Origin of the sequence: Streptomyces tagetis (assembly GCF_018069565.1) — a bacterium.
Taxonomy (GTDB): Bacteria; Actinomycetota; Actinomycetes; order Streptomycetales; family Streptomycetaceae; genus Streptomyces; species Streptomyces tagetis.
In genome coordinates this window covers 1,917,891-1,938,188 of record NZ_JAGPNL010000001.1, presented here as the reverse complement: position 1 = coordinate 1,938,188, position 20,298 = coordinate 1,917,891, and the positions used below count along the sequence as shown (strand labels likewise).

At 71.4% G+C, this 20,298-nt stretch carries 17 protein-coding genes; 2 read left to right on the top strand and 15 right to left on the bottom strand.

Annotated features, from left to right (window positions below):
* Nucleotides 1–186: 186 nt before the first annotated feature.
* The gene (locus tag J5Y05_RS08315) at nucleotides 187–951 is read right to left on the bottom strand and encodes a glucose 1-dehydrogenase (protein WP_210869567.1); all 765 of its coding nucleotides are present in this window, start codon (nucleotides 949–951) and stop codon (nucleotides 187–189) included.
* A gap of 235 nt (nucleotides 952–1,186) precedes the next feature.
* Here J5Y05_RS08315 and J5Y05_RS08310 point away from each other — a divergent pair, with 235 nt between their 5' ends.
* Together J5Y05_RS08310 and J5Y05_RS08305 are read left to right on the top strand one after the other, a co-directional pair.
* Complete coding sequence (locus tag J5Y05_RS08310; RefSeq protein ID WP_210869565.1) at nucleotides 1,187–2,182, top strand: NAD-dependent epimerase/dehydratase family protein; 996 nt, start codon at nucleotides 1,187–1,189, stop codon at nucleotides 2,180–2,182.
* 211 nt (nucleotides 2,183–2,393) lie between these two features.
* Nucleotides 2,394–4,130 carry an ABC-F family ATP-binding cassette domain-containing protein gene (locus tag J5Y05_RS08305; RefSeq protein ID WP_210869563.1) on the top strand — a complete coding sequence of 579 codons (1,737 nt, stop codon included), beginning with the start codon at nucleotides 2,394–2,396 and terminating at the stop codon, nucleotides 4,128–4,130.
* 35 nt (nucleotides 4,131–4,165) lie between these two features.
* Here the strand turns inward: J5Y05_RS08305 and J5Y05_RS08300 are convergent, their stop codons facing one another.
* The 14 genes from J5Y05_RS08300 to J5Y05_RS08230 all read right to left on the bottom strand — a co-directional run bounded on the left by J5Y05_RS08300 (nucleotide 4,166) and on the right by J5Y05_RS08230 (nucleotide 20,293).
* Nucleotides 4,166–5,194 (bottom strand): GNAT family N-acetyltransferase, encoded by a 1,029-nt coding sequence (locus tag J5Y05_RS08300; protein WP_210869561.1) that lies wholly within the window; start codon nucleotides 5,192–5,194, stop codon nucleotides 4,166–4,168.
* 662 nt (nucleotides 5,195–5,856) lie between these two features.
* A complete protein-coding gene (locus tag J5Y05_RS08290; RefSeq protein WP_210869559.1) occupies nucleotides 5,857–6,381 on the bottom strand; it encodes a GNAT family N-acetyltransferase in 525 nt (174 codons plus the stop codon).
* Nucleotides 6,382–6,699: 318 nt separating this feature from the next.
* Nucleotides 6,700–6,831, bottom strand: a complete 132-nt coding sequence (locus J5Y05_RS08285) for a putative transporter small subunit (protein ID WP_210869557.1) — start codon at nucleotides 6,829–6,831, stop codon at nucleotides 6,700–6,702.
* A 16-nt stretch (nucleotides 6,832–6,847) separates the two neighbouring features.
* Nucleotides 6,848–8,554, bottom strand: coding sequence for a sodium:solute symporter family protein (locus J5Y05_RS08280; RefSeq protein WP_247614072.1), 1,707 nt, complete (start codon nucleotides 8,552–8,554; stop codon nucleotides 6,848–6,850).
* Between the two features lie 525 nt (nucleotides 8,555–9,079).
* Nucleotides 9,080–9,925 (bottom strand): HpcH/HpaI aldolase/citrate lyase family protein, encoded by an 846-nt coding sequence (locus tag J5Y05_RS08275; protein ID WP_210869555.1) that lies wholly within the window; start codon nucleotides 9,923–9,925, stop codon nucleotides 9,080–9,082.
* 83 nt (nucleotides 9,926–10,008) lie between these two features.
* Nucleotides 10,009–11,475 carry a dihydroorotase gene (locus J5Y05_RS08270; RefSeq protein ID WP_210869554.1) on the bottom strand — a complete coding sequence of 489 codons (1,467 nt, stop codon included), beginning with the start codon at nucleotides 11,473–11,475 and terminating at the stop codon, nucleotides 10,009–10,011.
* Nucleotides 11,468–12,907 carry an MmgE/PrpD family protein gene (locus tag J5Y05_RS08265; protein WP_210869552.1) on the bottom strand — a complete coding sequence of 480 codons (1,440 nt, stop codon included), beginning with the start codon at nucleotides 12,905–12,907 and terminating at the stop codon, nucleotides 11,468–11,470. The genes J5Y05_RS08270 and J5Y05_RS08265 overlap by 8 nt, the downstream gene beginning before the upstream one ends.
* Entirely contained in the window at nucleotides 12,900–13,784 is an 885-nt protein-coding gene (locus J5Y05_RS08260; protein WP_210869550.1) for a cyclase family protein, read from the bottom strand. The genes J5Y05_RS08265 and J5Y05_RS08260 overlap by 8 nt, the downstream gene beginning before the upstream one ends.
* 53 nt (nucleotides 13,785–13,837) lie before the next feature.
* Nucleotides 13,838–15,070, bottom strand: coding sequence for a CaiB/BaiF CoA transferase family protein (locus J5Y05_RS08255; protein ID WP_210869548.1), 1,233 nt, complete (start codon nucleotides 15,068–15,070; stop codon nucleotides 13,838–13,840).
* Nucleotides 15,067–15,891 (bottom strand): IclR family transcriptional regulator, encoded by an 825-nt coding sequence (locus J5Y05_RS08250; RefSeq protein WP_210869546.1) that lies wholly within the window; start codon nucleotides 15,889–15,891, stop codon nucleotides 15,067–15,069. Before J5Y05_RS08250 ends, J5Y05_RS08255 begins: the two co-directional genes overlap by 4 nt.
* Before the next feature lie 74 nt (nucleotides 15,892–15,965).
* Entirely contained in the window at nucleotides 15,966–17,225 is a 1,260-nt protein-coding gene (locus tag J5Y05_RS08245; protein ID WP_210869544.1) for an Ohr family peroxiredoxin, read from the bottom strand.
* A complete protein-coding gene (locus tag J5Y05_RS08240; protein ID WP_210869541.1) occupies nucleotides 17,222–18,583 on the bottom strand; it encodes a M20/M25/M40 family metallo-hydrolase in 1,362 nt (453 codons plus the stop codon). Before J5Y05_RS08240 ends, J5Y05_RS08245 begins: the two co-directional genes overlap by 4 nt.
* Nucleotides 18,584–18,644: 61 nt before the next feature.
* Nucleotides 18,645–19,412, bottom strand: a complete 768-nt coding sequence (locus J5Y05_RS08235) for an SDR family NAD(P)-dependent oxidoreductase (protein ID WP_210869539.1) — start codon at nucleotides 19,410–19,412, stop codon at nucleotides 18,645–18,647.
* Nucleotides 19,409–20,293 (bottom strand): ABC transporter permease, encoded by an 885-nt coding sequence (locus tag J5Y05_RS08230; RefSeq protein WP_247614071.1) that lies wholly within the window; start codon nucleotides 20,291–20,293, stop codon nucleotides 19,409–19,411. The genes J5Y05_RS08235 and J5Y05_RS08230 overlap by 4 nt, the downstream gene beginning before the upstream one ends.
* Nucleotides 20,294–20,298: the final 5 nt, after the last annotated feature.

Genomic DNA, 20,298 nt, shown 5'->3' with positions numbered 1-20,298 from the left:
ACCAACACCAACACCGGCGCCGCCACCACACAACGACACCCCAACCACCACGGGCCCACACCAACACACTAGAAAACAAACCCGCATGCCTGTACTTTACCACCCACAGCACACCCACCCACCAGAAAGGCCACACCCATGACCGGCTAGCCACCCAGGCCGGCGCCGCGCACCCGTCCCGCTCCCTCAGCGGATCGTCCAGCCTCCGTCGACCGGGACCGTGGCACCGACCACGAACGAGGCTCGGTCGCTCGCCAGCCAGGCAGCCGCCTCCGCGATCTCCTCCGGTCCCGCTATGCGGGGCAGCGGGGCCGACGCGCACAGCAGTTCCTCACCGCCAGGAACCTTTCCGAGCCAGTCCTCGACCATTTCCGTACGTGTCGAACCAGGCGCCAGCGCGTTGATCCGAATACCACGCGCCGCGTATTCAGCAGCAGCCGCCTTCGTCAGTCCCACCACCGCATGCTTGGCCGCCACATAGGGCGCCGCCACCGGAGTGGCGACCAATCCCGCGGTACTGCTCGTATTCACGATCGCACCACCGTGCGGCAACATCGCCGTGATCTCATGACGCATGCAATTCCATACACCACGCACGTTGGTGTCCATGATCGTGTCGTACAGTTCATCCGCCATCACATGCAACGGAACCTGCTCGGCTCCCACGCCGGCATTGTTGAAGGCGACGTCCACCCGCCCGAAGGCTCCCACCGTCCTCTCCAGTGCTGCGGCCACCTCGTCATCGCGCACCACATCGGCCGTCACGAAGTCCGCCACGAACCCCCCACCACGCAACTCGCCCACCAGCTCGGCCAGTCTCTCCTCCCGACGGGCCACCAGCATCACGCTCGCGCCCTCGCGGCAAAAAACCCGGGCAGCCGCCGCTCCAATCCCACTGCTCGCACCCGTAATGAAAGCGCACTTACCCGCAAGAAGTCCCTCGCTTACCATGCTCCCACGCTACCCGGACACCACCTCCCCCTACCGTTCCGACAAACACCCGGCCAAAAACCACCCCCGTCCTTCCCCTTGTATCTGACGTACCCCCGGGGCCATTCACCCAACCCCGCTCTCAGACCTGACACACACATCTGAAAACCGCCCCCTTCCAATCCCTGTGCCACAAGAAACCTTTCCCACCTGACGGGACAGGAACGCCGATAAACTCACCGCAAAGGATGAATTCATGGCAGCCCACCGCATACTGATCACCGGCAGCACCGGTTTCGTCGGTGCCCGGGTGACCGCGCGGCTCACCGCCTCCGACCACACCCCCCGGCCTCAACTCAGGCTCCTCGCCCACCGCTCCCGGCCCGAGCCTCCCGGCACCGACCAGATCGAGGTCCACCACGGGAGCCTCAGCGACCCGGAGTCACTGCACGGACTCTGCGAAGGCGTCACCACCGTGCTCCACCTCGCCTCGCACATCAGCGGCGACCCCCGGCAGTGCCGCGCGGTCAACGACACCGGCACCGCGGCACTGCTCGCCGAGGCCGAACGCTGCGGTGTGCGGCGGGTGATCCAACTCGGCACCACGGCGGTCTACCGTGACGGCCGCCACCTGAACGCCATGGAAGGCGCGTTACCGCTCGGTCCCTCATCCCCGACCAGCGTCACCCGGCTCGCCGGCGAACAACGCGTGCTGAAGGCGGGCGGACTCGTCCTGCGCCCCCATCTCATCCACGGCCGCGGCGATGTGTGGGTCGTGCCCGCACTGGCCCGGTTCATGACCACCCTGCCGCACTGGGTGGACGGGGGCCGCGCCCTCATCTCACTGATCAGCGCCGACGACCTCGCGCACGTCGTCGCCACGCTCGCCCTGCGGCCACACCTGCCCCAGGGGGAAGTGCTCCACGTGGCCCGCCCCCGACCGGTCAGCGGACGCGAGTTGTTCACCACCGCCGCCCGCGCCCTCCGACTGCCCCTACCCACGGGAGAGGTGACGCACGCTCAGGCCAGCACCTGGCCCGGCGGCCACACCGACGCGGGCTGGCAGCGGCGGCTGTCCCTGCTGACGGTGGACCACTGGTACGACACCTCCCGGCTGTGGCGGCTCCTGGGCACCCCCGCGCCTCACACCGGCTTCACCGAGGAGTTCGCGGCGGGCGCCTCCTGGTACCGGTCCCACCTGGCCGCGCAGTACCCCGGTGCCCGTGCCCGGCCGGCTCCGGCCGGCGCGTAGATCCGGTCGGTCCGGTCCCCCTACAACCGCGTTGACCAGCACGGTCAACGCGCTCAGCGCGACACCGGCGCCCCGATGCGGCTCCCGGGGAAAATGAGTCGAGCGGGGGAAATCGTGCCTGCTACGGTGGGCCGCATGAGCTTCTGAGTGCCCTTTTCCGCCTGCGTCCGAGGCCGTGCCCGGCAGGTTTCCTCGTGGTGATCGGGTCTTCATGCTTGCTGCTCACTCTTCGTCGTTCTCCGATTCCTCCGCGCATCTGCGCGTCGACGGTCTCTCCAAGTCGTTCGGGGGCCGGCGCGTGCTCACCGACATCTCCTTCGTGGTCTCCGCCGGTGACCGGGTGGGGCTGATCGGGGAGAACGGATCAGGGAAGTCCACGTTGCTGCACATCGTCGCCGGGCGTACGGCCGCGGATGCCGGTGGTGTGCGGGCCGTCGCTCCTGGCGGCGGCGTACCGCGGATCGGGCTGCTGCACCAGGAGCCGCCCTTCGCCACCTCCGTGTCGGTCGCCGAGGCGCTGGAGTCCGCGATCGCGCCCGTCCGCGATGCCTCGGACGACATCGACCGGCAGGCGCGTGCCCTGGCGAAGGCGCCGGACGATGCGGAGGCCGCCGATGCCTACGCGCGGGCGCTGGACACCGCCGAGCGGCTGGGGGCGTGGGAGATCGACGCCCGGGTGGACGCCATGCTGTCCGGACTCGGACTGGACGGGGTCTCCCGTGAGCGGGCGACGGGGGCGCTGTCCGGCGGGCAGCGGGCCCGGTTGTCGCTGGCGTGGCTGCTGCTGAACGCTCCGGACGTACTGCTGCTCGACGAGCCGACCAACCACCTCGACGACCAGGCCACCGATCACCTGAGCCGGGTGCTCCGGGCGTGGCGGGGACCGGTGCTGTTCGCCAGCCATGACCGGGACTTCCTCGACGAGACGGTCACCTCGTTGATCGACCTCGATCCGGCGCCGCAGCCCCACGTGGCGGCGGTCGCCCTCGTCCAGGACGGCACGGGTACCGGGATCGGGGTGACCCGGTTCACCGGCGGCTACACCGAGTACCTCGCCTCGCGGGCCGGGGCACGGAGCCGGTGGGAGCAGCAGTACCGGGACGAGCAGGCGGAGTTGTCGCGGCTGCGCGCGGCAGTCGGGGACCACCAGAGTGTGGGGCACGTGGACTGGAAGCCGCGTACCGAGGTGCGGGCGGCGCAGAAGTTCTACGCGGACCGCAACGCGAAGGTCGTCTCGCGGCGGGTGAACGACGCGCGTGCCCGGCTGGAGGACCTGGAGCGGCGGCAGGTCCGCAAGCCGCCGGCCGAGTTGCGCTTCGCGGGACTCCCCGGGCGGCACGCGCGGACAGCGCTGGGCGACCCGTGCGGGCCCGTGCTGGCCGCGACCGGGCTGGGGGTCACCGGGCGGTTGTCGCCGGTGGACCTGGCGGTGAGCCATGGTGAGAAGTGGCTGGTCACCGGCCCCAACGGGGTGGGCAAGTCGACCCTTTTGCATGTGCTCGCGGGGCGGGCGGAGCCGACGCGCGGTCAGGTCCACACCCACCCGGCGACGCGGGTCGGTCTGCTGGACCAGATGGTCGTGCTGCCCGACCCGTACGAGCGTGGACCGGATCGCACCGCACGCGAGGTCTACGCCGACGGCGTCGGCCGCGCGAGGGCAGAGGACGTGCCGCTGTCGGCCTTCGGGCTCCTCGCCGGGCGGGACGAGAACCGGCCCGTCACCCGGCTCAGCGTCGGCCAGCAGCGGCGACTCGCCCTGGCGATCCTGCTCGCCGACCCGCCCGAGATCCTGCTGCTGGACGAGCCGACGAACCACCTCTCGCTCGTGCTGGTGAACGCCCTCGAAGACGCGCTCGTGGAGTATCCCGGGACCGTCCTCATCGCCTCCCACGACCGCCGGCTCCGCCGTGGCTGGCGCGGCCGGCATCTCGACCTCGGACCGAAGTGAGCCCGATTCCACGGCTGGACCGACTGCCAAGTGGGTCAGAAGGGCAGACCCCGAAGGTCAACTCCGGTGGTGGGCTGGGGCAGTTCGGCCAGGTCGTAGGTCAGGGTGCGCAGCGGGCAGGGCTGGGGGCCGTCAGGCTGCCGGACGGTGACCGGCACGGTCGTCCGGTGCCATCCGAGTGGTACGTAGAACGGGACCAGCTCCGGTCGGCACAACGTCATCGCCGTCTCGGCCCCGGACGCCCGTGCGTGTTCGACCGCGACGCTGAGCATGGTCCTGGCGATGCCCCGGCCCCGGTGGGCGGAGTGCACCGCCACACCGCCCAGCCCGGCGACGCGACGCGGTTCCCCGTCGAACACCATCTCCCGGAGCAGCCACCCCAGGGAAGCCACCCGCCGGCCGTCATGGACGGCCGTGAGCGTGTGTTCCTTGTCCGCCCTGACCAGGTGAGGTCCGTTGTCTCCGGCAGGGTCGGGCAGACCCTCACCGAGCGCGGCGCCGTCCTCCCGGTCGCCGGGGCCGGGCGCATAGCGCAGGTGGAGGCCCGCGGCGCCGTCGTCCACCGTGTACTCCGCCGCCGTCGGAGCGGCCGTGGGGTCGAAGCGGTACCGCAGGCAGTGCAGGCCGCTGGAGTGGGTGGCCCCGTCCTCCTGAGCGCCCAAGCGGCGCAGCACCGCGATCGAGGCGGTGTTGCCGGGGAGGACGAACGCGAAGACGGCCGGGAGCGCGAGTCGGCGAAACGCCAGGTCCAGGCAGGCGCGGCCGGCCTCCCCCGCGATGCCGCGCCCCTGCGCCCGTGGATGCAGGGCGAAGCCGAGGTCGGCTCCGTACCGGGCCCGGTTGCGCAGTCCCACCCGTCCGAGGAAGGAGTGCGTCGCCGCGTCCCTGACCGCGAAGTCGCCGTAGCCGTGCCTGGCCCAGTGCGCGACGTGGGCGTCACACATGGCCTCGGCCGCGGAGCGGCTGTCCGCCTGGCCGGTCGCCAGCCATCGCATCACGCTGTCCTGACTGACCACAGCCTCGAAGAGATCGTCGCTGTCCTCGCGGCGGATCGGCTCCAGCACCAGTCTCCGAGTGCGCAGAACAGGTCCATGTGACCGAACCACCCGACAACTCCCCTCAGCCGACGACGGGAGGAGAGTATCCGGCGGCCTGTGGTGTGCACTCGACGGCAGCCAGTGGACCTTATGGGCGTCCCATGGCGTGATCTGTACCGGTTCCGGGGTCCCCCGGGCCGATGGGCGGAAGGCCCCGGTCCCGCCCCGATCAGCGGCGACAAGGCATGCGGTTCCTGCCGCAACCGCCCCTACCCTGGCTTCGACCGCGAGCACTGCCGGCGTAGCAACGAACCGAACGAACCATCAATCGGCTCAGAACTACGCGGCCGTAGCAACCCGTTACGACCAGCGGGCCTATGGATTCCACGGCACGCTCACGGATGCGGCGATCCGGCTCTGGCTCCAGCCCATGGTCACGGGATAGATGCCCGCGCTCCACGGTTGCGGCACGACCTTCCCTGCGGCAACCGCCAATATCGCGAGCGGAATCCAGCTCACGACCAGCCACGGGCGCTTGACCAGCGTCCTCCCCACGAAGGCCGAACGGCTCCGGAAGCTATCCCCCATCGACCCCATGGGCAGACCCCAACCTCAGCGGAAAGCGACCGTCCATGATCTGCCGGACAAAACCGTAGGCCCGTATGTCGCAGGTGACCGATTCAGGCCGGTCATTGGTCGGTGTGTGAGTTGAGGGGCCGTTGCATCAGCACGGTGTCGATCCAGCGGCCATGCTTGTAGCCGACGGCCGCCAGCCGGCCCACGTCGGTGAAGCCGAGACTGCGGTGCAGTGCGACCGAGGCATCGGTGCCGGTGTCGGCGATGAGGGCGATCATCTGCCGCAAGTGAGTCCGAGTACAGGCGGTCAGCAGGGCTTGCAGCAGGGTGCCGCCAAGACCCCGGCCCGTCCGGCCGGGGGCGAGGTAGATCGAGTTCTCGGCGGTGTGCCGATAGGCGGGCTTGGGCCGCCAAGGGGCCGCGTAGGCGTAGCCGACGACTTCGCCGGACGATTCGGCGACCAGAAAGGGCAGTTCCTGGGCGGCGAGGTCGTCGAGCCGCTGGTGCCAGGCGGCTGCGGGTGGAGGGATCTCCTCGAAGGTGATCACTGTGTGGCGGACGTAGTGTGTGAAGATCTCGGCCACGGCGTCCAGGTCGGCCGGGGCCGCCGGGCGGATCACTGGCTCCGTGGCTGTCACAACGGAGAGTGTAGGCCGTGCCGGACAGGTCACCGGCTCAGGCCCGGGCTGTCCGGCTGGAATGAACCAACACTGCCCGGAAGGGTCGAACAGGGCGTTCAGGCAGAGGCGTTGACCACCGATACCGCGCCGGGCGGCGGCATCGTGCGGCTCGTACCGTCCGTCGTGCACGGGCTCTCGGGTGGGGGCCGATCTCCCCATGCCTCGCCCACTCGTTGGTCCGCCAGAGCACCGTCTCCCGTACCCCGGGACTGGCAGGGCGCTCGGGCTCCTGGGGGTGGGCACCAGGGGCCCGAGCGCCTCGTTTGGGTGGGTGGGTCAGATCAGGTCGCGTCCGTTGCGGCGGGCCTCCGCCCACTCGCGGAAGAAGCCGCGGCTGATGACGAACAGCACGACCGCCACCAGTACGGGCCACATCAGGACGTAGGCGCTCAGGAGTACGGTGCTCACGACGGCTCCTCGGGGATCACTTGGTTCCGGCGGGTTCGGGGTCGTTGCCGGTGTCCGCCGCCCGGCCTGGGACGGCCGTACCGACGGCCGCCGCGTCGTCGTCGTCGAAGTCGCCGGTGCGCTGGGCGATGACGGCGAAGTCGAACTCCTCGCGCCGGCGTACCGACATGGCCCAGCACAGGATGGTGGAGACCGAGTAGGCGACGAGCGAGCCGCTCAGCGTCGCGTACTCGTGGAGCGAGCCGATGGCGAAGGGCGCGGTGACCACGGCCGCCGCGATGCCCGCGACCTTCGCCGGGCGCGGGCCGAAGAAGCCGAAGACCATCAGGCCGATGACGACACCGACGCCGACGATCGAGAGCAGGTCCACCACGAAGCCGAGCACGCCGCCCAGGGGCAGCCAGCCGAAGCGGACCGGCAGGAACACCGCGAGGGCCGCGAGCACCGAGGTGGTGAACGCCCGTCCGGTGACCTTGCCCCAGTAGAAGCTGGCGAGGACGGGGAAGACGAGCGCGCCCCAGAGCGCGCCGACGAAGACCAGCAGGTCGAGGATGTTCAGTTGCAGGCTGGCGAAGGCCACGGCCACTGCGGTCGCCACCACCATGGTGATGCGGCCGACGAGCAGCATCGTCTTCGGGTCGGCCTTCTCCTTGCCGGCGACGTTCTGGCCGTAGACGTCGGCCATCATGATCGAGGAGAGGGCCGCGAGGTCCGAGTCGGCGGTGGAGGAGAGCGCGCCGACGATCATGATGAAGAACAGGGCGAGCAGGACGGGCGGCAGGTACTCGGAGGCCATGCCCGGGATGATGTTGTTCGGGTCGCCGCCGCTCGGCTCGAAGCCGAGGTAGAGGGCGAGGACGCCGAGCATGCCGACGCCGATGACCATGGCGCCGTAGCCGATGGTCGCGGTGATGAAGGTCGGCTTGATCAGGCTCTCCTTCACCGCGAAGAGCCGCTGGGCGATGGTCTGGTTCCCAATCGCGTAGGCGAGGACGGCCGCGATGTACGGGGCGCCCTGCTCCATGAAGGCGGTGCTGGAGAAGAAGTCGCCCTGCTCGGCGGTGAGGTTGCCCGCGCCGGTCTCGAAGGCGGCCGGGAAGCCGGCGGCGAAGAAGATGAAGGGGACGATGATGGCCACCGCGCCGAGCATCGCCACGACCTGCACGAAGTCGGTGAGCACCGAGGCGCGGAAGCCGGACCACAGGGTGTAGAGCAGCACGCCCGCCGCGACGGCGAAGACGCCCTGGGTGAAGTTGAAGGGCGACAGCAGGGAGATCAGCACGCCGCCGGCGATGAAGTTGGACATCAGGCTGATCAGGCTGCCGACGATGTTGGAGCCGGCGAGCATCAACTGGCTGGAGCGGCCGTGCCGTACGTAGAGGACTTCGGCCAGGGTGTGCGCCTTGGGCGCGATGGCACGGATGCGTTTGCCGAAGGGGTAGATGAAGAGGATCATCAACGCGCCCCACAGTCCGTAATGGATGGGGCCGGAGATCCCGTAGGTGTAACCGGACGTCGCGGAGGCGTACATCGAGGCCGCCCAGATCCACGTCGCCGTCATGCTGGCCGCGGAGATTCCGAAGCCCAGGTTGTTGCCGGCGGTCATGTAGCCGTCGGCGTTCTCCTCCTTCTTGCCGATACGGGTCGAGATGAGGAAGGTCCCTCCGTAGAAGAGGACCAGCAGACCCACTACCACCAGGACGTTGAATTGCGCTGTGTCCATTTCGACCACACACGCCACCTCCTTCCGACTCATGGAGCCCGGCACCAGCCGCGACGCTGCGTGTCGACCGACAGGCGGGCGGATCGTCCCGCGCGGCGCGCTGCGGGAAGGGCTCCGGCCTGACAGCTCTTCGCTGCACAGGGAACGTTCACAAAGAGGCGGGCTCTTTGAGCCCGCAAACATTGGGCACCGTAACAGCACTTTCGAGCCAGGGCGCCGGAAGGCGATCCCCGCGCCGCAACACTCTCACCTGGAATCCCGTCTGAGTTGCGCAATTTGACGACTATCTGGCGGAGTGATTTGTCGGGGTTACGGCCCTTTCGCCCTCACCCTTCACCAAATCTCTTTACTCGTTGCGATTGCGACGCATGCTGTTTTGTTACGGCAAAGAGATCAAGGAGGTGCCTCAATATGGAGCAATACCGGCTTCGTGCGCGATTGTCTTGCATATGGGGACAAAGGGTCGGACCCGGGCGCCGTCCGGGAGGGTCGGAGCACCGGGTCCTGAGGGCGGGAGCGCGCCCGTCACCCACGGAGTGTCATGGGGTCCGGCACGGCGGCGAGGACGCGCCGCGCCCCGCGCACCACCGCCTCGTCGATCATGCGGCCGGACTCGTCGCGCGTGGCGCCCGCGCCCGCCGCCTCGAACCGTGCCACCAGCGCGCGGGCCCGCTCGATCTCCGCGGGGCTCGGTGTGAACACCTCCTCGACGACGGGGATCTGTGCGGGATGGATGCACGAACGGCCGCCGAAACCGAGGCGTTTGAGCGCCTGGGTCGAGGTGCGGAGCGCTTCGAGGTCGCGGAAGTCGGTGCTGACGGGGGCGAGGGGCGGGGCGAGTCCGGCCGCCGCGCAGGCCAGGACGAGCTGGGTCCTCGGCCAGAGCAGTTCCCGTTCGTCGGGTCCGGGGGCGATGCCGGTGTCGGCGCACAGGTCGGCCTCGCCCAGGTGCATGCGGGTCACCCGGGGGCCGCGGCCGATCAGGGGCGCGGAGAGCAGGGCGGAGGCGCTCTCCAGGAGCGGGCACAGGGCGATCCACGGGGCCGCCGTCAGCTCTCCGGCGACGGCCACGAGGTCGCCGACCCGTTCCGTCTTGGCGACCATGAGCCCGCTCACGGCGGGCAGCGCCACCGCCCGCGCGTCGGCGAGTCCGGGCCGGCCCGGGTTGATGCGGACCCAGACCCGCGGTCCCGGGCGCTCCCCGGCGGGCGCGAGGCCCGCCAGCCACTGGGCGCAGATGCTCCGGGCGCGTTCCTTGGCGGACGGGGCGACCGCGTCCTCCAGGTCCACGATCACCCCGTCGGCTCCCCTGCCGAGCGCCTTCGCCAGCATGTCCGGGCGGTCGGCCGGCACGTAGAGGGCGGATCTCACGTGGGGGTTCTCCTTCCGGTCGCGGCGACCGGGCGGGGCGGGGCCGCCCCGGTCCGGTCGCCGCGGTGGGTGTGGGCGCCCGCTCAGCCGCCGGTCGGGCGGTGCAGGTAGGAGCCGAGGGGGTCTCCGCAGACCTTGCCGTCGGCGTAGACGTGGTGGCCGCGCAGGAAGGTGTCGGTGACGCGGGCGGTCAGTTCGAAGCCCTCGAAGGGCGTGTACTCCTGCGTGGACTCCGAGTCGGCCGCCCGCACGGTCCAGGTGTGGCCGTCGTCGACGAGGGCGATGTCCGCGTCGTATCCGGCGGCGATCCGGCCCTTGGTGGGCAGGCCGTAGCGCCGGGCCGGGTTCCAGGCGGTCAGCGCGGCGACGCGGCCGAGGGAGAGTCCGCGCCGGGTGCCCTCGGTCACCATCCCGGCGAGGAGGTACTCGGCGCCGCCGAAGCCGGACTTGGCGAGGAACACGTCGTCCTCCGGGTCGCCGAACTTGGCCTCCTCGCGGCAGCAGGCGTGGTCGGAGACGACCCAGTCGACGGTGCCGTCCAGGACGTACTCCCACAGCGCCTCGACGTCCTCGCGCGGGCGCAGCGGCGGGTTGACCTTGCCGCCGATCCCGTGGGCGGTGTCGATGTCGGCGAGGAGGTGGCCGACGGTGACCTCGCGGCGGAAGTCGATGTGCGGGAACGCCCTGCCCATGCGCACGGCCGCGTCGACCGCCTTGCGGGAGGTGAGGTGGAGCAGGTTGATGGTGGGCAGGCCCGTCTCGTGGGCCAGGTAGGAGGCGATGGAGACGGCGAGGCCCTCGGAGTGCTGGGGGCGGGAGGCGCTGTAGGCGGCGAGGCCGCTCAGTTCGCCCGCCTCCTCGACGAGTCTGGTGTACGCGGTCATGATCTCGGCGGTCTCGCAGTGCAGCGAGAGCGAGATCTGGTCCGCGAGGCCGGGGAACTCCTCGCGGACCGCCTGGACTCCGCGCATCACGAACTCGAAGTGGGCGTAGTCGTAGCGTTCGCCCTCGGGGGTCATGAGGAAGGAGCTCTGGTCGGCGGAGCGGCCGTGCAGTCCGTGGCCGCCGTAGAACATGAACACCTTGAACGAGGTGACGCCGTGGTCGCGGACGAGCGCGGGTATCTCGTCGATGTGCGCGGTGGACATGGGGGCGAGGTGGTAGGCGTAGTCGACGTGGGCGCGGCCGGCGGTGCGTTCCAGTACCTCGGGGAAGAAGTCGGCGTACGGGCCGCCCTTGTTGAGGTAGTAGCGGCCGGTGCGCATGTAGCTGAGGACGGAGGTGACGCCGCCCTGGGCGCAGGCGCGGCTCTCGGTGGCGGCGTCCTCGTCGAGGGGGTTGTAGATGCCCCAGTGCTGGTGGGCGTCGACGACTCCGGGGAAGGCCAGCTTCCCGCCGCCGTCGACCACGCGGGCGGCGCGGGCCGGGTCCACGCCGGGGGCGACCAGGGCGATCCTGCCGTCGCGTACGGCGATGTCCGCGGCCTGCGGTTCGTCCTGTTCGTCGGTGACGACACGGACGTTGGTCAGCACGAGGTCGTAGTCAGTCACGGGGGCCTCCAGCCACGTTCTTCAGCTCGGCCAAGGGGCGGAGCAGGTCTTGGATGCGGTCCGTCTCACCGAGGCGCAGGGCCCGGTCCATGACGAGGCCGGCGTCGGCGTCCGCCAGCCGTCCCGCGGTGTTGTCACGGAACTTGAGTTCCAGTTCGGCGTCGGAGAGGGGGCGTTCGCTGCCGCCGCGGTTGGTGAGGACCTCCCGCCGCCAGACGCGGCCGTCGGTGTCGTGGGCGGTGAGCACGGCGGGGAACTGCTCGGGGAAGATGGCGGTCGCCCTCTCGTCGGCCACCACCTCGACCTTGGCCATCAGCGCGCGGCGGGCCGGGTCCCGGGCGAGTTCGTCGGTGAAGTCGTCGAGTCCGAGGCCGAGTCCCCCGCCGCCGCCGAGGAGTCCGGCGGCGACCATGTAGGGGCCGGAGAACTGGGCCTGGTAGCCGGTCTCGGGGGCGCGTTTGTTCTCGATGGGCTGGCCGATGGTACGGATCACGGGGGCCGGTACGCCGAGCACGAGCCGTTCCACCCGGGCGGGGTCCAGGCCCTGTTCACGCAGGGCCATGGCGGCGTCGGCGGCGGTGTGGGTGAAGTGGTTGGCGGGGTAGGGCTTGAAGAAGATGCCGGGGACGGCCCACTCGGTGCCGAGGCCCTCGGTGATGGCCGCCGGGTCGTACACGCCGTGCAGGAACGCCTCGAAGAAGCCGAAGCGCCCTTCCAGGACGGTGGGCGGTCCGGTGAAGCCGCGGCGCACCAACTGGGCGGCGGTGACCGCTGATTGGGCGGCGAGTCCGCAGTGCAGGCGTTTGACGGTGCCGCCGGTCCGGTTGGCCTCGATGATGCCGGCGGCCATGGAGGCGGCGATGCCGAGCGCGCTCTGCACCGCGTCCTCGTCGAGGCCGAGGAGGAGTCCGGCGGCGACGGCGCCGCCGAGGGCGCCGCAGATCGAGGTGGCGTGCTGGCCGTGTTCGAAGAAGGTGGAGTTGCCGGCGGCGCGGTCGTAGCCCGCCATGCCGAGCCGTACGCACACCTCCAGTCCGACGGCGACGGCGTGGACGGTGCGGGCGCCGTCGGCTCCGGACGCCTCGGCCGCGGCGAGGGCGGCGGGGACGACGGAGGCGCTGGGGTGCAGGACGGAGGGCAGGTGGGTGTCGTCGTAGTCGAGGGAGTGGGCGAGCACCCCGTTGGCGAGGGCGGCGAGCGGTGCCGGGACGGGCGGGCCGCCGCCGATCACGGTGGAGTGGGCCGCCCCGCCCTGTTCCCGTACGTGCGCGATGATCGCCGTCGAGGTGGGCAGCCGGTGGGCGGCCACGCACAGGCCGAGGACGTCGACGATCCGCCGGCGGACGCTGTCGGCGACCTCGGCCGGGAGTGTGTCGTACCCGGTGCCGGCGGCGAACCGGGCGAGGTGCCGGGCGAGGGTGTGCTCAGCCATGGTCCGCGTCCTCGGCCGGGGTGCCGGTGACGGCGAGGGGGCGTACCGGGGAGCCGGTCGCGCCGAACAGGGGCAGCGGGGCGAGGACGAAGGTGAACTCGTGGACGCGTTCGGCGGCGATCTGCTCCAGGTCCAGCGTCTCGATGATGTAGATGCCGGCCTCGACGAGCAGCACGCGGTGGGCGGGGAGAGTGGCGTGTCCGGCGCCGGGGGCGAGGCGTTCGAAAGCGATGGTGTCGGCGCCGGCGGCGTGGACCTCGCGGGCGGCGAGCCACTGGGCGCCGGCTTCGCCGATGCCGGGGACGCCGGTGTCGTGGCCGATGTAGGTGTCGTGGCCGGGGGCGTCGAAGCGGCGGCCCCAGCCGCTGCGGAGGAGGACGACGTCACCGCGTCCGACCGGGGTGCCCTGGAGCCGTTCGGTGGCCTCCAGGTCGGCGACGGTGATCTCGTAGCCGGGTTCGCAGACGTCGGTGCCGAGGGCGGCGGGCACGTCGAGGAGGACGCCGCGGCAGACCATCGGGGCGATGGTGTGGACGCCGTGGTCGGGGTAGACCCCGTCCCGGACCGCGGCGCGGGCGTCGGCCCCGCCGTGCAGTTTGCCGTCGTGGGAGACGTGGGCGAGGGCGTCGATGTGGGTGCCGACGTGGGTGCCCATGACGAGCATGTCGTTGGCCGCGGAGCCGCCGTCGGCCCGGATGCGGTCGCCGTGGCGGCGCGGCAGGGTGTGCCGGTAGGCGGGGTGGTTGGGCGACTGGGGCATGCCGGTGTAGAGCCGCCGGCCGAGGTCCAGGACGCGCACCCCCCGGCGTACCTCCGCCAGGAGCGGGTCCCGTGCCCGGGTCGGGGAGGGTCCGGTGATCGATGCCGTGCTGCTCATGTGGGTGCCGTCCTTCGCTCGGTGGTTCGGTGCGCTGGTGCCGCTCGTGGTGGTCAGGAGACGACCTGGTCCCCCCGGAGTTCGGCGATCTCCCGCGGGTCGACGCCCAGTTCGCCGACGAGGATGTCGTCGGTGTCGGCGCCGCGGGCGCGGCCGGTGAACCGGATGCGGCCGGGGGTGCCGGACATCCGCCACATGACGTTGTGCATGAGCAGGGGTCCGAAGTCCTCGTCGTCGACCGTGACGAGCATGTCGGTGGCCCGGATGTGCGGGTCCTCGACGATGTCCCGCGCGTCGTAGACGGGCGCCACCGCGGCGCCGGCCTCGGTGAACTCGGCGATGACCTTCTCGCGGGTGCGCTCGGCGATCCAGCCGCCGACGAGGTCGTCGAGGAGGTCGGCGTGGGCGGCGCGGCCCTGGCCGGTGGCGAACCACTCCTCCTCGGTGATCTCGGGGTGGCCCACCAGGCGCAGGACGCGTTCGGCGATGCGCTGGGCGCTGGTGGAGACGGCCACCCAGTGGCCGTCGCAGGTGCGGTAGGTGTTGCGGGGGGCGTTGTTGGTGGAGCGGTTGCCGTGGCGGCTGCCGACGGTGCCGAGCTGGTCGAAGACGGTCGGGGAGGGGCCGACGGCGGCCATGATCGGTTCGATCAGGCTCATGTCGACGACCTGGCCGCGCCGGTGCGGGTCGCGGTCGCGGTGGTACAGGGCCATGACGGTGGCCGAGGAGGCCGCGATGCCGCAGATGGTGTCGGCGAGGCCGAAGGCGGGGAGGGTGGGCGGGCCGTCCGGTTCGCCGGTCAGGTGGGCGAAGCCGCTCATCGCCTCGGCGAGGGTGCCGAAGCCCGCGCGGGAGGCGTACGGACCGCTCTGGCCGAAGCCGGTGATGCGGACGAGGACGAGGCCGGGGTTGATCTCGTGGAGGACGTCGGGTCCGAGGCCCCAGCGTTCCAGGGTGCCGGGGCGGAAGTTCTCGATCAGGACGTCGGCCCGCCGCACCATCCGGCGCAGGAGGGCGGCTCCGCGCGGGTCGGAGAGGCTGAGGCCGACGGTGCGCTTGTTGCGGGAGAGTTCCTTCCACCAGAGCGGGACGCCGTTCTTGGACTCGCCGTGGCCGCGCATCCCGTCCCCGGCGACGGGGTGCTCGATCTTGACGACGTCGGCGCCGAAGTCGCCGAGGAGCTGGGCGCAGAGCGGTCCGGCCAGGATGGTGGAGGCGTCGATGACGCGGAGCCCGTCGAGGGGGCCGGGGGCCGGGTCGGGGGCCTGGGGCGCCGGTGGGGTCATGGCGTGTCCTTTCGTTTCGGGGCGGTGTCCCGCACCGCGCCGAGGTCGGCGGAGATGTCGGCGGCGGCCGTGGCCACCTGCTCGCCGAGCCGGCCGCTGCTGGTCTCGCCGAACATCGCCTTCGTCCCGCAGATGGAGACCGATCCGATGACCTGGCCCATCGGCCCGTGCACGCAGGCCGCCACGCTGGCCGCCTCGACCTGCCGTTCGCCGACGCTGACCGCGTAGCCGGCCTTGCGGATGGCGCCGATCTCCTCGCGCAGGGTCGTCGCCGAGGTGATGGTGGCGTCGGTGACGCCGTCCAGGCGGTGGTGGGCGATGTAGTCCTCCACCTCGCTGTCGGGCAGGGCGGCGAGGATCGCCTTGGAGGAGGAGCCCGCGTGCAGGGGGTGGCTGGTGCCGAGGGCCACCGACATCCGGATCTCCTGGCGGGAGAGGACCTGGTCGACGTAGACCCGCGACCAGCCCTGGCGCAGGGAGAGCGTCGTCGTCTGGCCGGTCAGCTCGGACAGGGCCACCAGGTGGCGGTGGGCGATGGCGGCGACGTCCAGTTCGCGCATGGCCGCGAGTCCGATGCTCAGGGCGCCGGGGCCCATCCGGTACGCCTTGGTGGCGTCGTCGAAGGCGAGGAAGTTCTCCGCCACGAGTTCGCGCAGGATGCGGTGGACCACGGCCTTGGGCAGTCCGGTCTCCCGTGCGATCACCGAGACGCCCTGGGCGTGCGGGCCGCGCGCGATGGCGTCGATGACGGAGAGCGCCCTGGAGATCCCGGAGCGGCTGGGAGTGGCCGAGTCGGCGGAGTCGGCGGGGTCGATGGTCATGGGAACCTCGGTCGGTCGGCCGGCCCGGGTGCGCGGGCCGGCGGGATGGGGTCGTTCACCGGGGGCCGGCGGCGTCAAGTGCCGCCGTGTGTCTCGGTGATGACCTCGATGTTGCCCCGGACCGCCTGGGAGTAGGGACAGAGGGTGTGGGTGGTCTCCACGAGTTCCTCCAGAAGGTGCTGCGGGCACTCGGGTGCCTTGACGACCAGCCGTGCGGCGATGCCGTAGGTGCCGCCGGGCAGGGTGCCGAGGGTGACGGACGCGGTGACGGTGAGGGGGCCGACGGTGGCGCGGCGGCGGCGTGCGGCGACGGCGAGGGCGCTGCTGAAGCAGGCCGCGTATCCGGCGGCGAAGAGTTCCTCGGGGTCGGTGCCGGTGGTGTCCGCGGTGCGTTCGGCGGGGCGGGTCAGCGGCAGGTCGAGGGTGCCGGTGCGGGAGGTGGCGTGTCCGGCGCGTCCGCCGCTCACGTCGACGGTGGCGGTGTAGAGGGGGGTGAAGGGGTCCGGGCCGGCGGTGCTGTGGGCCAGGACGTGGGCGGCGACGGCGTCCGCGAACGCGTCCGGTTGCTCCTGGGCGACGAAGTCGGTGCCGCCGTCGATGCGGACCAGGGGCGCGTCGGGGAACGCCGCGGTGACGACGTCGTTCATGCGGTCGAGGACGTCCTCGCTGCCGTGCAGCAGCAGGGTGGGCAGTCCGGCGAGGGGCGCGGTGTCCAGGTGGTGGGCGAAGACGGCGCGGTAGGCGACGCCGTAGTCGGGGCCGACGCTGAGGTACTCGGTGACCTGGCGGGTGCAGGATTCGGCGGAGATGCCCGGGTAGAGGCCGCGGACGCGGTCCCAGACGACCCGGAGGTGGCCGCCGTCGAGGACGGGGGTGTAGCCGGGGGCGTATCCCTCGGCCTTCTCCTCGCGTTCCCGCTCGGTGTAGAGCGGGATGCCCTGGAAGGTCAGGCTCTTCACGCGGTCGCGCCGGCCGAGCGCGGCCTCGGCGCAGATGATCGCGCCGGTGTGCTGGCCGAGGAGGTGCACCGCGCCGAGGCCGAGGGCGTCGACGGTCTGCCAGAGGGCGTCGGCGTACCGGGGGATGGTCCACGGCTCGGGTGCGGGGTCGGACATGCCGAAGCCGGGGATGTCGAGGGCGACGGTGTTCAGTCCGTGGGCGCCGAGGGCGGCCATGGCCTCCTCGTAGGTGGCGGAGGAGAGCGGCGACTGGTGGACGACGACCAGCGCGGGGCCCTCGGGGTCGCCGGAGCGGCGGTAGTGGACCTGGCCCCAGGGCAGGTCGAGGTAGCCGCGGTGGGAGGTCCCTCTCAGGTGGGTGGCGGGGGTGGTCACTCGGCCACCGCCAGGGCGGCCATGACGGCGACCACGTGCTTGATGCCCATGCGGTAGTCCTCCAGGCGGATGTGTTCGTTGGGGCCGTCGATGCCGGCGTCGGCGCGGGAGACGCCGACGCCCACGATGGGCACTCCGGCGAGGACGCCCTGGTTGCCGATCCACTGGGTGTACGGCTCGACGAGCGGTTCGGCGCCGTAGGCGGTGCGGGCGGTGTCGGCGACGAGGGCGACGAACGGGTCGGTGTGGTCGGTGTGGTGGGGGCGGCTCATGGCCATCACGTCGACGGTGATGTCCTCGAAGCCCTCCTTCACCAGGTGGGCGCGGACGGCCTGGAGCACCCGTTCGGGGTCCTGGCCGGGGACGAGGCGGATCTCGACCTTGGCGGTGGCGGTGGCGGGGATGCCGAGGGTGACGTCGTCCGTGGTGTCGCCGCCCTCGATGCCGGCGAGGGTGAGGGTGGGGACGGTGCGCAGCGCGACGGCGGCCTCGGTGTCGGTGAGTCCGCCGGTGAAGGCGTCGACGCCGGCGCGCTGTCTCAGGAACGCGCCGTCGAACGGCATCCGCTCCAGCAGGGCGCGTTCGGCGTCGGTGGGGACGCGGGCGTCGTCCGCGAAGCCCTCGACGGCGGGGGTGCCGTCGGGGTGGACCAGGGTGGCCAGGGCCGTGGTGAGCCGGGTGGTGGCGGACGGCAGCAGAACTGTGTTCTGGCTGGTCAGGTCCCGGGTGAGGGTGCGGGAGGTGAGCTTCAGGTAGAGGACGCCCTTCTCGCCGAGCTTGAGCAGGGGGCGGCCCTCGCCGTCGGTCCAGGAGTTCTCCCACAGGGCGGCGTCCGCGGCCAGCCGGTCGGCGTGCGCCTCGACGACGCCGCCCAGCCCGGGGCTGTGCAGCCACTGCTTGCCCTCCATGATGTACCGGCTGGTGACCGGGGGTTCCTGGCCCGACAGGCGCCAGGCCGCCGCGGCGTGCACGCGGGACATCAGGGCGCCCTTGTCGTCGGCGACGCCGCGGGCGTAGAGCCGGCCGTCGTGGATCTCGGCCGCGTAGGGCGGGCTGATCCACTCGGCGTCGTCGCCGGTCGGTTCGACCTCGACGTCGTAGTGGTTGAAGTGGAGCAGGCGCCGTTCGCCGCCGGCGATCTCGGCGAGGACGTAGGGGTGGGACTGTTCCCAGGGGACGATGTCGGCGGTGCCGCCCCAGCGTTCGACCGAGTTCTTGAGGAAGTCGGCGGTGGCGGCCATCTGGTCGGGTTCCTGGCGTCTGCTGCGCAGCCGGCACAGCTCCCGGAGTTCGGTGACGAAGGTGTCGAAGTGCTGGTCGACCGCGTCGAGGGCGGCTTGCAGATCGGGCTGGGGCACGGGGGTGCTCCCCTCTCGCGTGGACGGGACGACTGGGGTACGGGGGGCCGGCCGGGGCCGGCTAGTGGATGAGGACGCCGCCGTCGACGAAGACGGTCTGGCCGGTCGTCATGGCGGCGGCCGGGCTGAGCAGGTGGGCGACGGTCAGGGCGACGTCGCGCGGGGCGGCCATCCGGCCGAGCGGGATGCCGGCCATCTTGTCGGCCATGTACGCGTCGTCCGCGCGGACGTCCCGTGTCATGTCGGTCGGCACGATGGTCGGGCCGACGGCGTTGACGCGGATGCCGTCCGGTGCCCACTCCAGCGCGAGCACGCGGGCCATGTGCATGACGCCGGCCTTGCTGACGCAGTAGGCGAGGGTGTCGAGGACGGCGATGTGGCCGTTGGTCGAGCCGATGTTGACGACGCTGGCCGCCTCGGCGGCGCGGAGGGCGGGGTAGGCGGCCTGTGACATGCGGAAGGTGCCGGTGAGGTTGACGTCGATGACGCGGCGGAAGTCCTCCTCGGTGGTGGTGGCCGCCGGTCCCCTGGCGACGACGCCGGCGTTGTTGACGAGGTGGTCCAGGTGTCCGTGGACCGCGAGGACCTCCTCGACGGTGCGCCGGCAGGAGTCGCCGGAGGTGATGTCGAGGTGGTGGCGGGTGTGCGGGCCGCCGGCGGGGAGGGCGTCCTGCTCCCACCGGTGGTGGGGCAGGATGTCGGCGGCGGCGACGGTGGCGCCCAGTTCGGCCAGGCGCACGGCTATGGCGGCGCCGATGCCGCGGGCGGCCCCGGTGACCAGGGCCACCCTGCCGTCGAACCGTACGGGGTCGGTGGAGTGGGTGCTCATGCGCCGATCACCGTGTTGTCCTCGGCCCAGAAGGCGAAGCGCTTCTGGGCGGCGCGGATGATGAAGTGGGCGATCAGTCCGAGCACCGACAGGACCACGAGCACCGCGAACATCCCGGCGATGTCGAAGTTGTAGTTGGTCTGGAGCAGCAGGTAGCCCAGTCCCTCCTTGGCGCCGATGAACTCGCCGACGACCGCGCCGAGGATGGCGAAGACGATGCCGATGTCGAGGCCGGCGAAGATGAACGGCAGTGCGCCGGGCAGCCGCACCCGGCGGAAGACGTCGAACTTGCTCGCGCCGAAGACGGTCAGCATCTGCACCCGGTCGGCGTCCGCGGAGCGCAGGCCCTCGATCACGTTGACGAGCATCGGGAAGAAGGAGATGACCGCGGCCATCACGACCTTGCTGGTCATGCCGAAGCCGAACCACACGACGAAGAGCGGGGCGAGGGCCACCTTGGGGACCGTCTGGAAGGCCACGATGTACGGCATCAGGGTCTTCTCGACCAGCCGGATCTGGGAGATCAGGGTGCCGAGCAGGAGCGCCGCGCCGACGCCGAGGACGAAGCCGTAGAGCGACTCCAGCAGGGTCACCTTCATATGGGTCCAGAACAGCGCGTCGGACAACTGCGTCAGCAGCGCCTCGGCGATGCTGGACGGCCGCGGCAGCACGTACTCGTCGACGCCGAGGACGGGGACGAGGTACTCCCACAGCAGCAGGACGACCACGAAGACCCCGGGGACGAGCACCCACTCGGGGTGGTCGCGCAGGTCCCGGCGGCGGGCGGGCTTGGCCTTCGGGGGTGCCGGGGGTGCGGTGCCGGGCGGGGTGGTGCCCGGCTCCGGGCCGCCGTCCTCCGGGCCCTTCTCGGTCATCGTCATGAGCG

What these genes read in the sequence shown, in the direction of transcription:
- J5Y05_RS08280 (WP_247614072.1), bottom strand. Translation starts at nt 8,554, where the DNA reads ATGGACACAGCGCAATTCAACGTCCTGGTGGTAGTGGGTCTGCTGGTC.
- J5Y05_RS08315 (WP_210869567.1), bottom strand. Translation starts at nt 951, where the DNA reads ATGGTAAGCGAGGGACTTCTTGCGGGTAAGTGCGCTTTCATTACGGGT.
- J5Y05_RS08255 (WP_210869548.1), bottom strand. Translation starts at nt 15,070, where the DNA reads ATGACCCCACCGGCGCCCCAGGCCCCCGACCCGGCCCCCGGCCCCCTC.
- J5Y05_RS08235 (WP_210869539.1), bottom strand. Translation starts at nt 19,412, where the DNA reads ATGAGCACCCACTCCACCGACCCCGTACGGTTCGACGGCAGGGTGGCC.
- J5Y05_RS08250 (WP_210869546.1), bottom strand. Translation starts at nt 15,891, where the DNA reads ATGACCATCGACCCCGCCGACTCCGCCGACTCGGCCACTCCCAGCCGC.
- J5Y05_RS08230 (WP_247614071.1), bottom strand. Translation starts at nt 20,293, where the DNA reads ATGACGATGACCGAGAAGGGCCCGGAGGACGGCGGCCCGGAGCCGGGC.
- J5Y05_RS08310 (WP_210869565.1), top strand. Translation starts at nt 1,187, where the DNA reads ATGGCAGCCCACCGCATACTGATCACCGGCAGCACCGGTTTCGTCGGT.
- J5Y05_RS08265 (WP_210869552.1), bottom strand. Translation starts at nt 12,907, where the DNA reads ATGGCTGAGCACACCCTCGCCCGGCACCTCGCCCGGTTCGCCGCCGGC.
- J5Y05_RS08305 (WP_210869563.1), top strand. Translation starts at nt 2,394, where the DNA reads ATGCTTGCTGCTCACTCTTCGTCGTTCTCCGATTCCTCCGCGCATCTG.
- J5Y05_RS08260 (WP_210869550.1), bottom strand. Translation starts at nt 13,784, where the DNA reads ATGAGCAGCACGGCATCGATCACCGGACCCTCCCCGACCCGGGCACGG.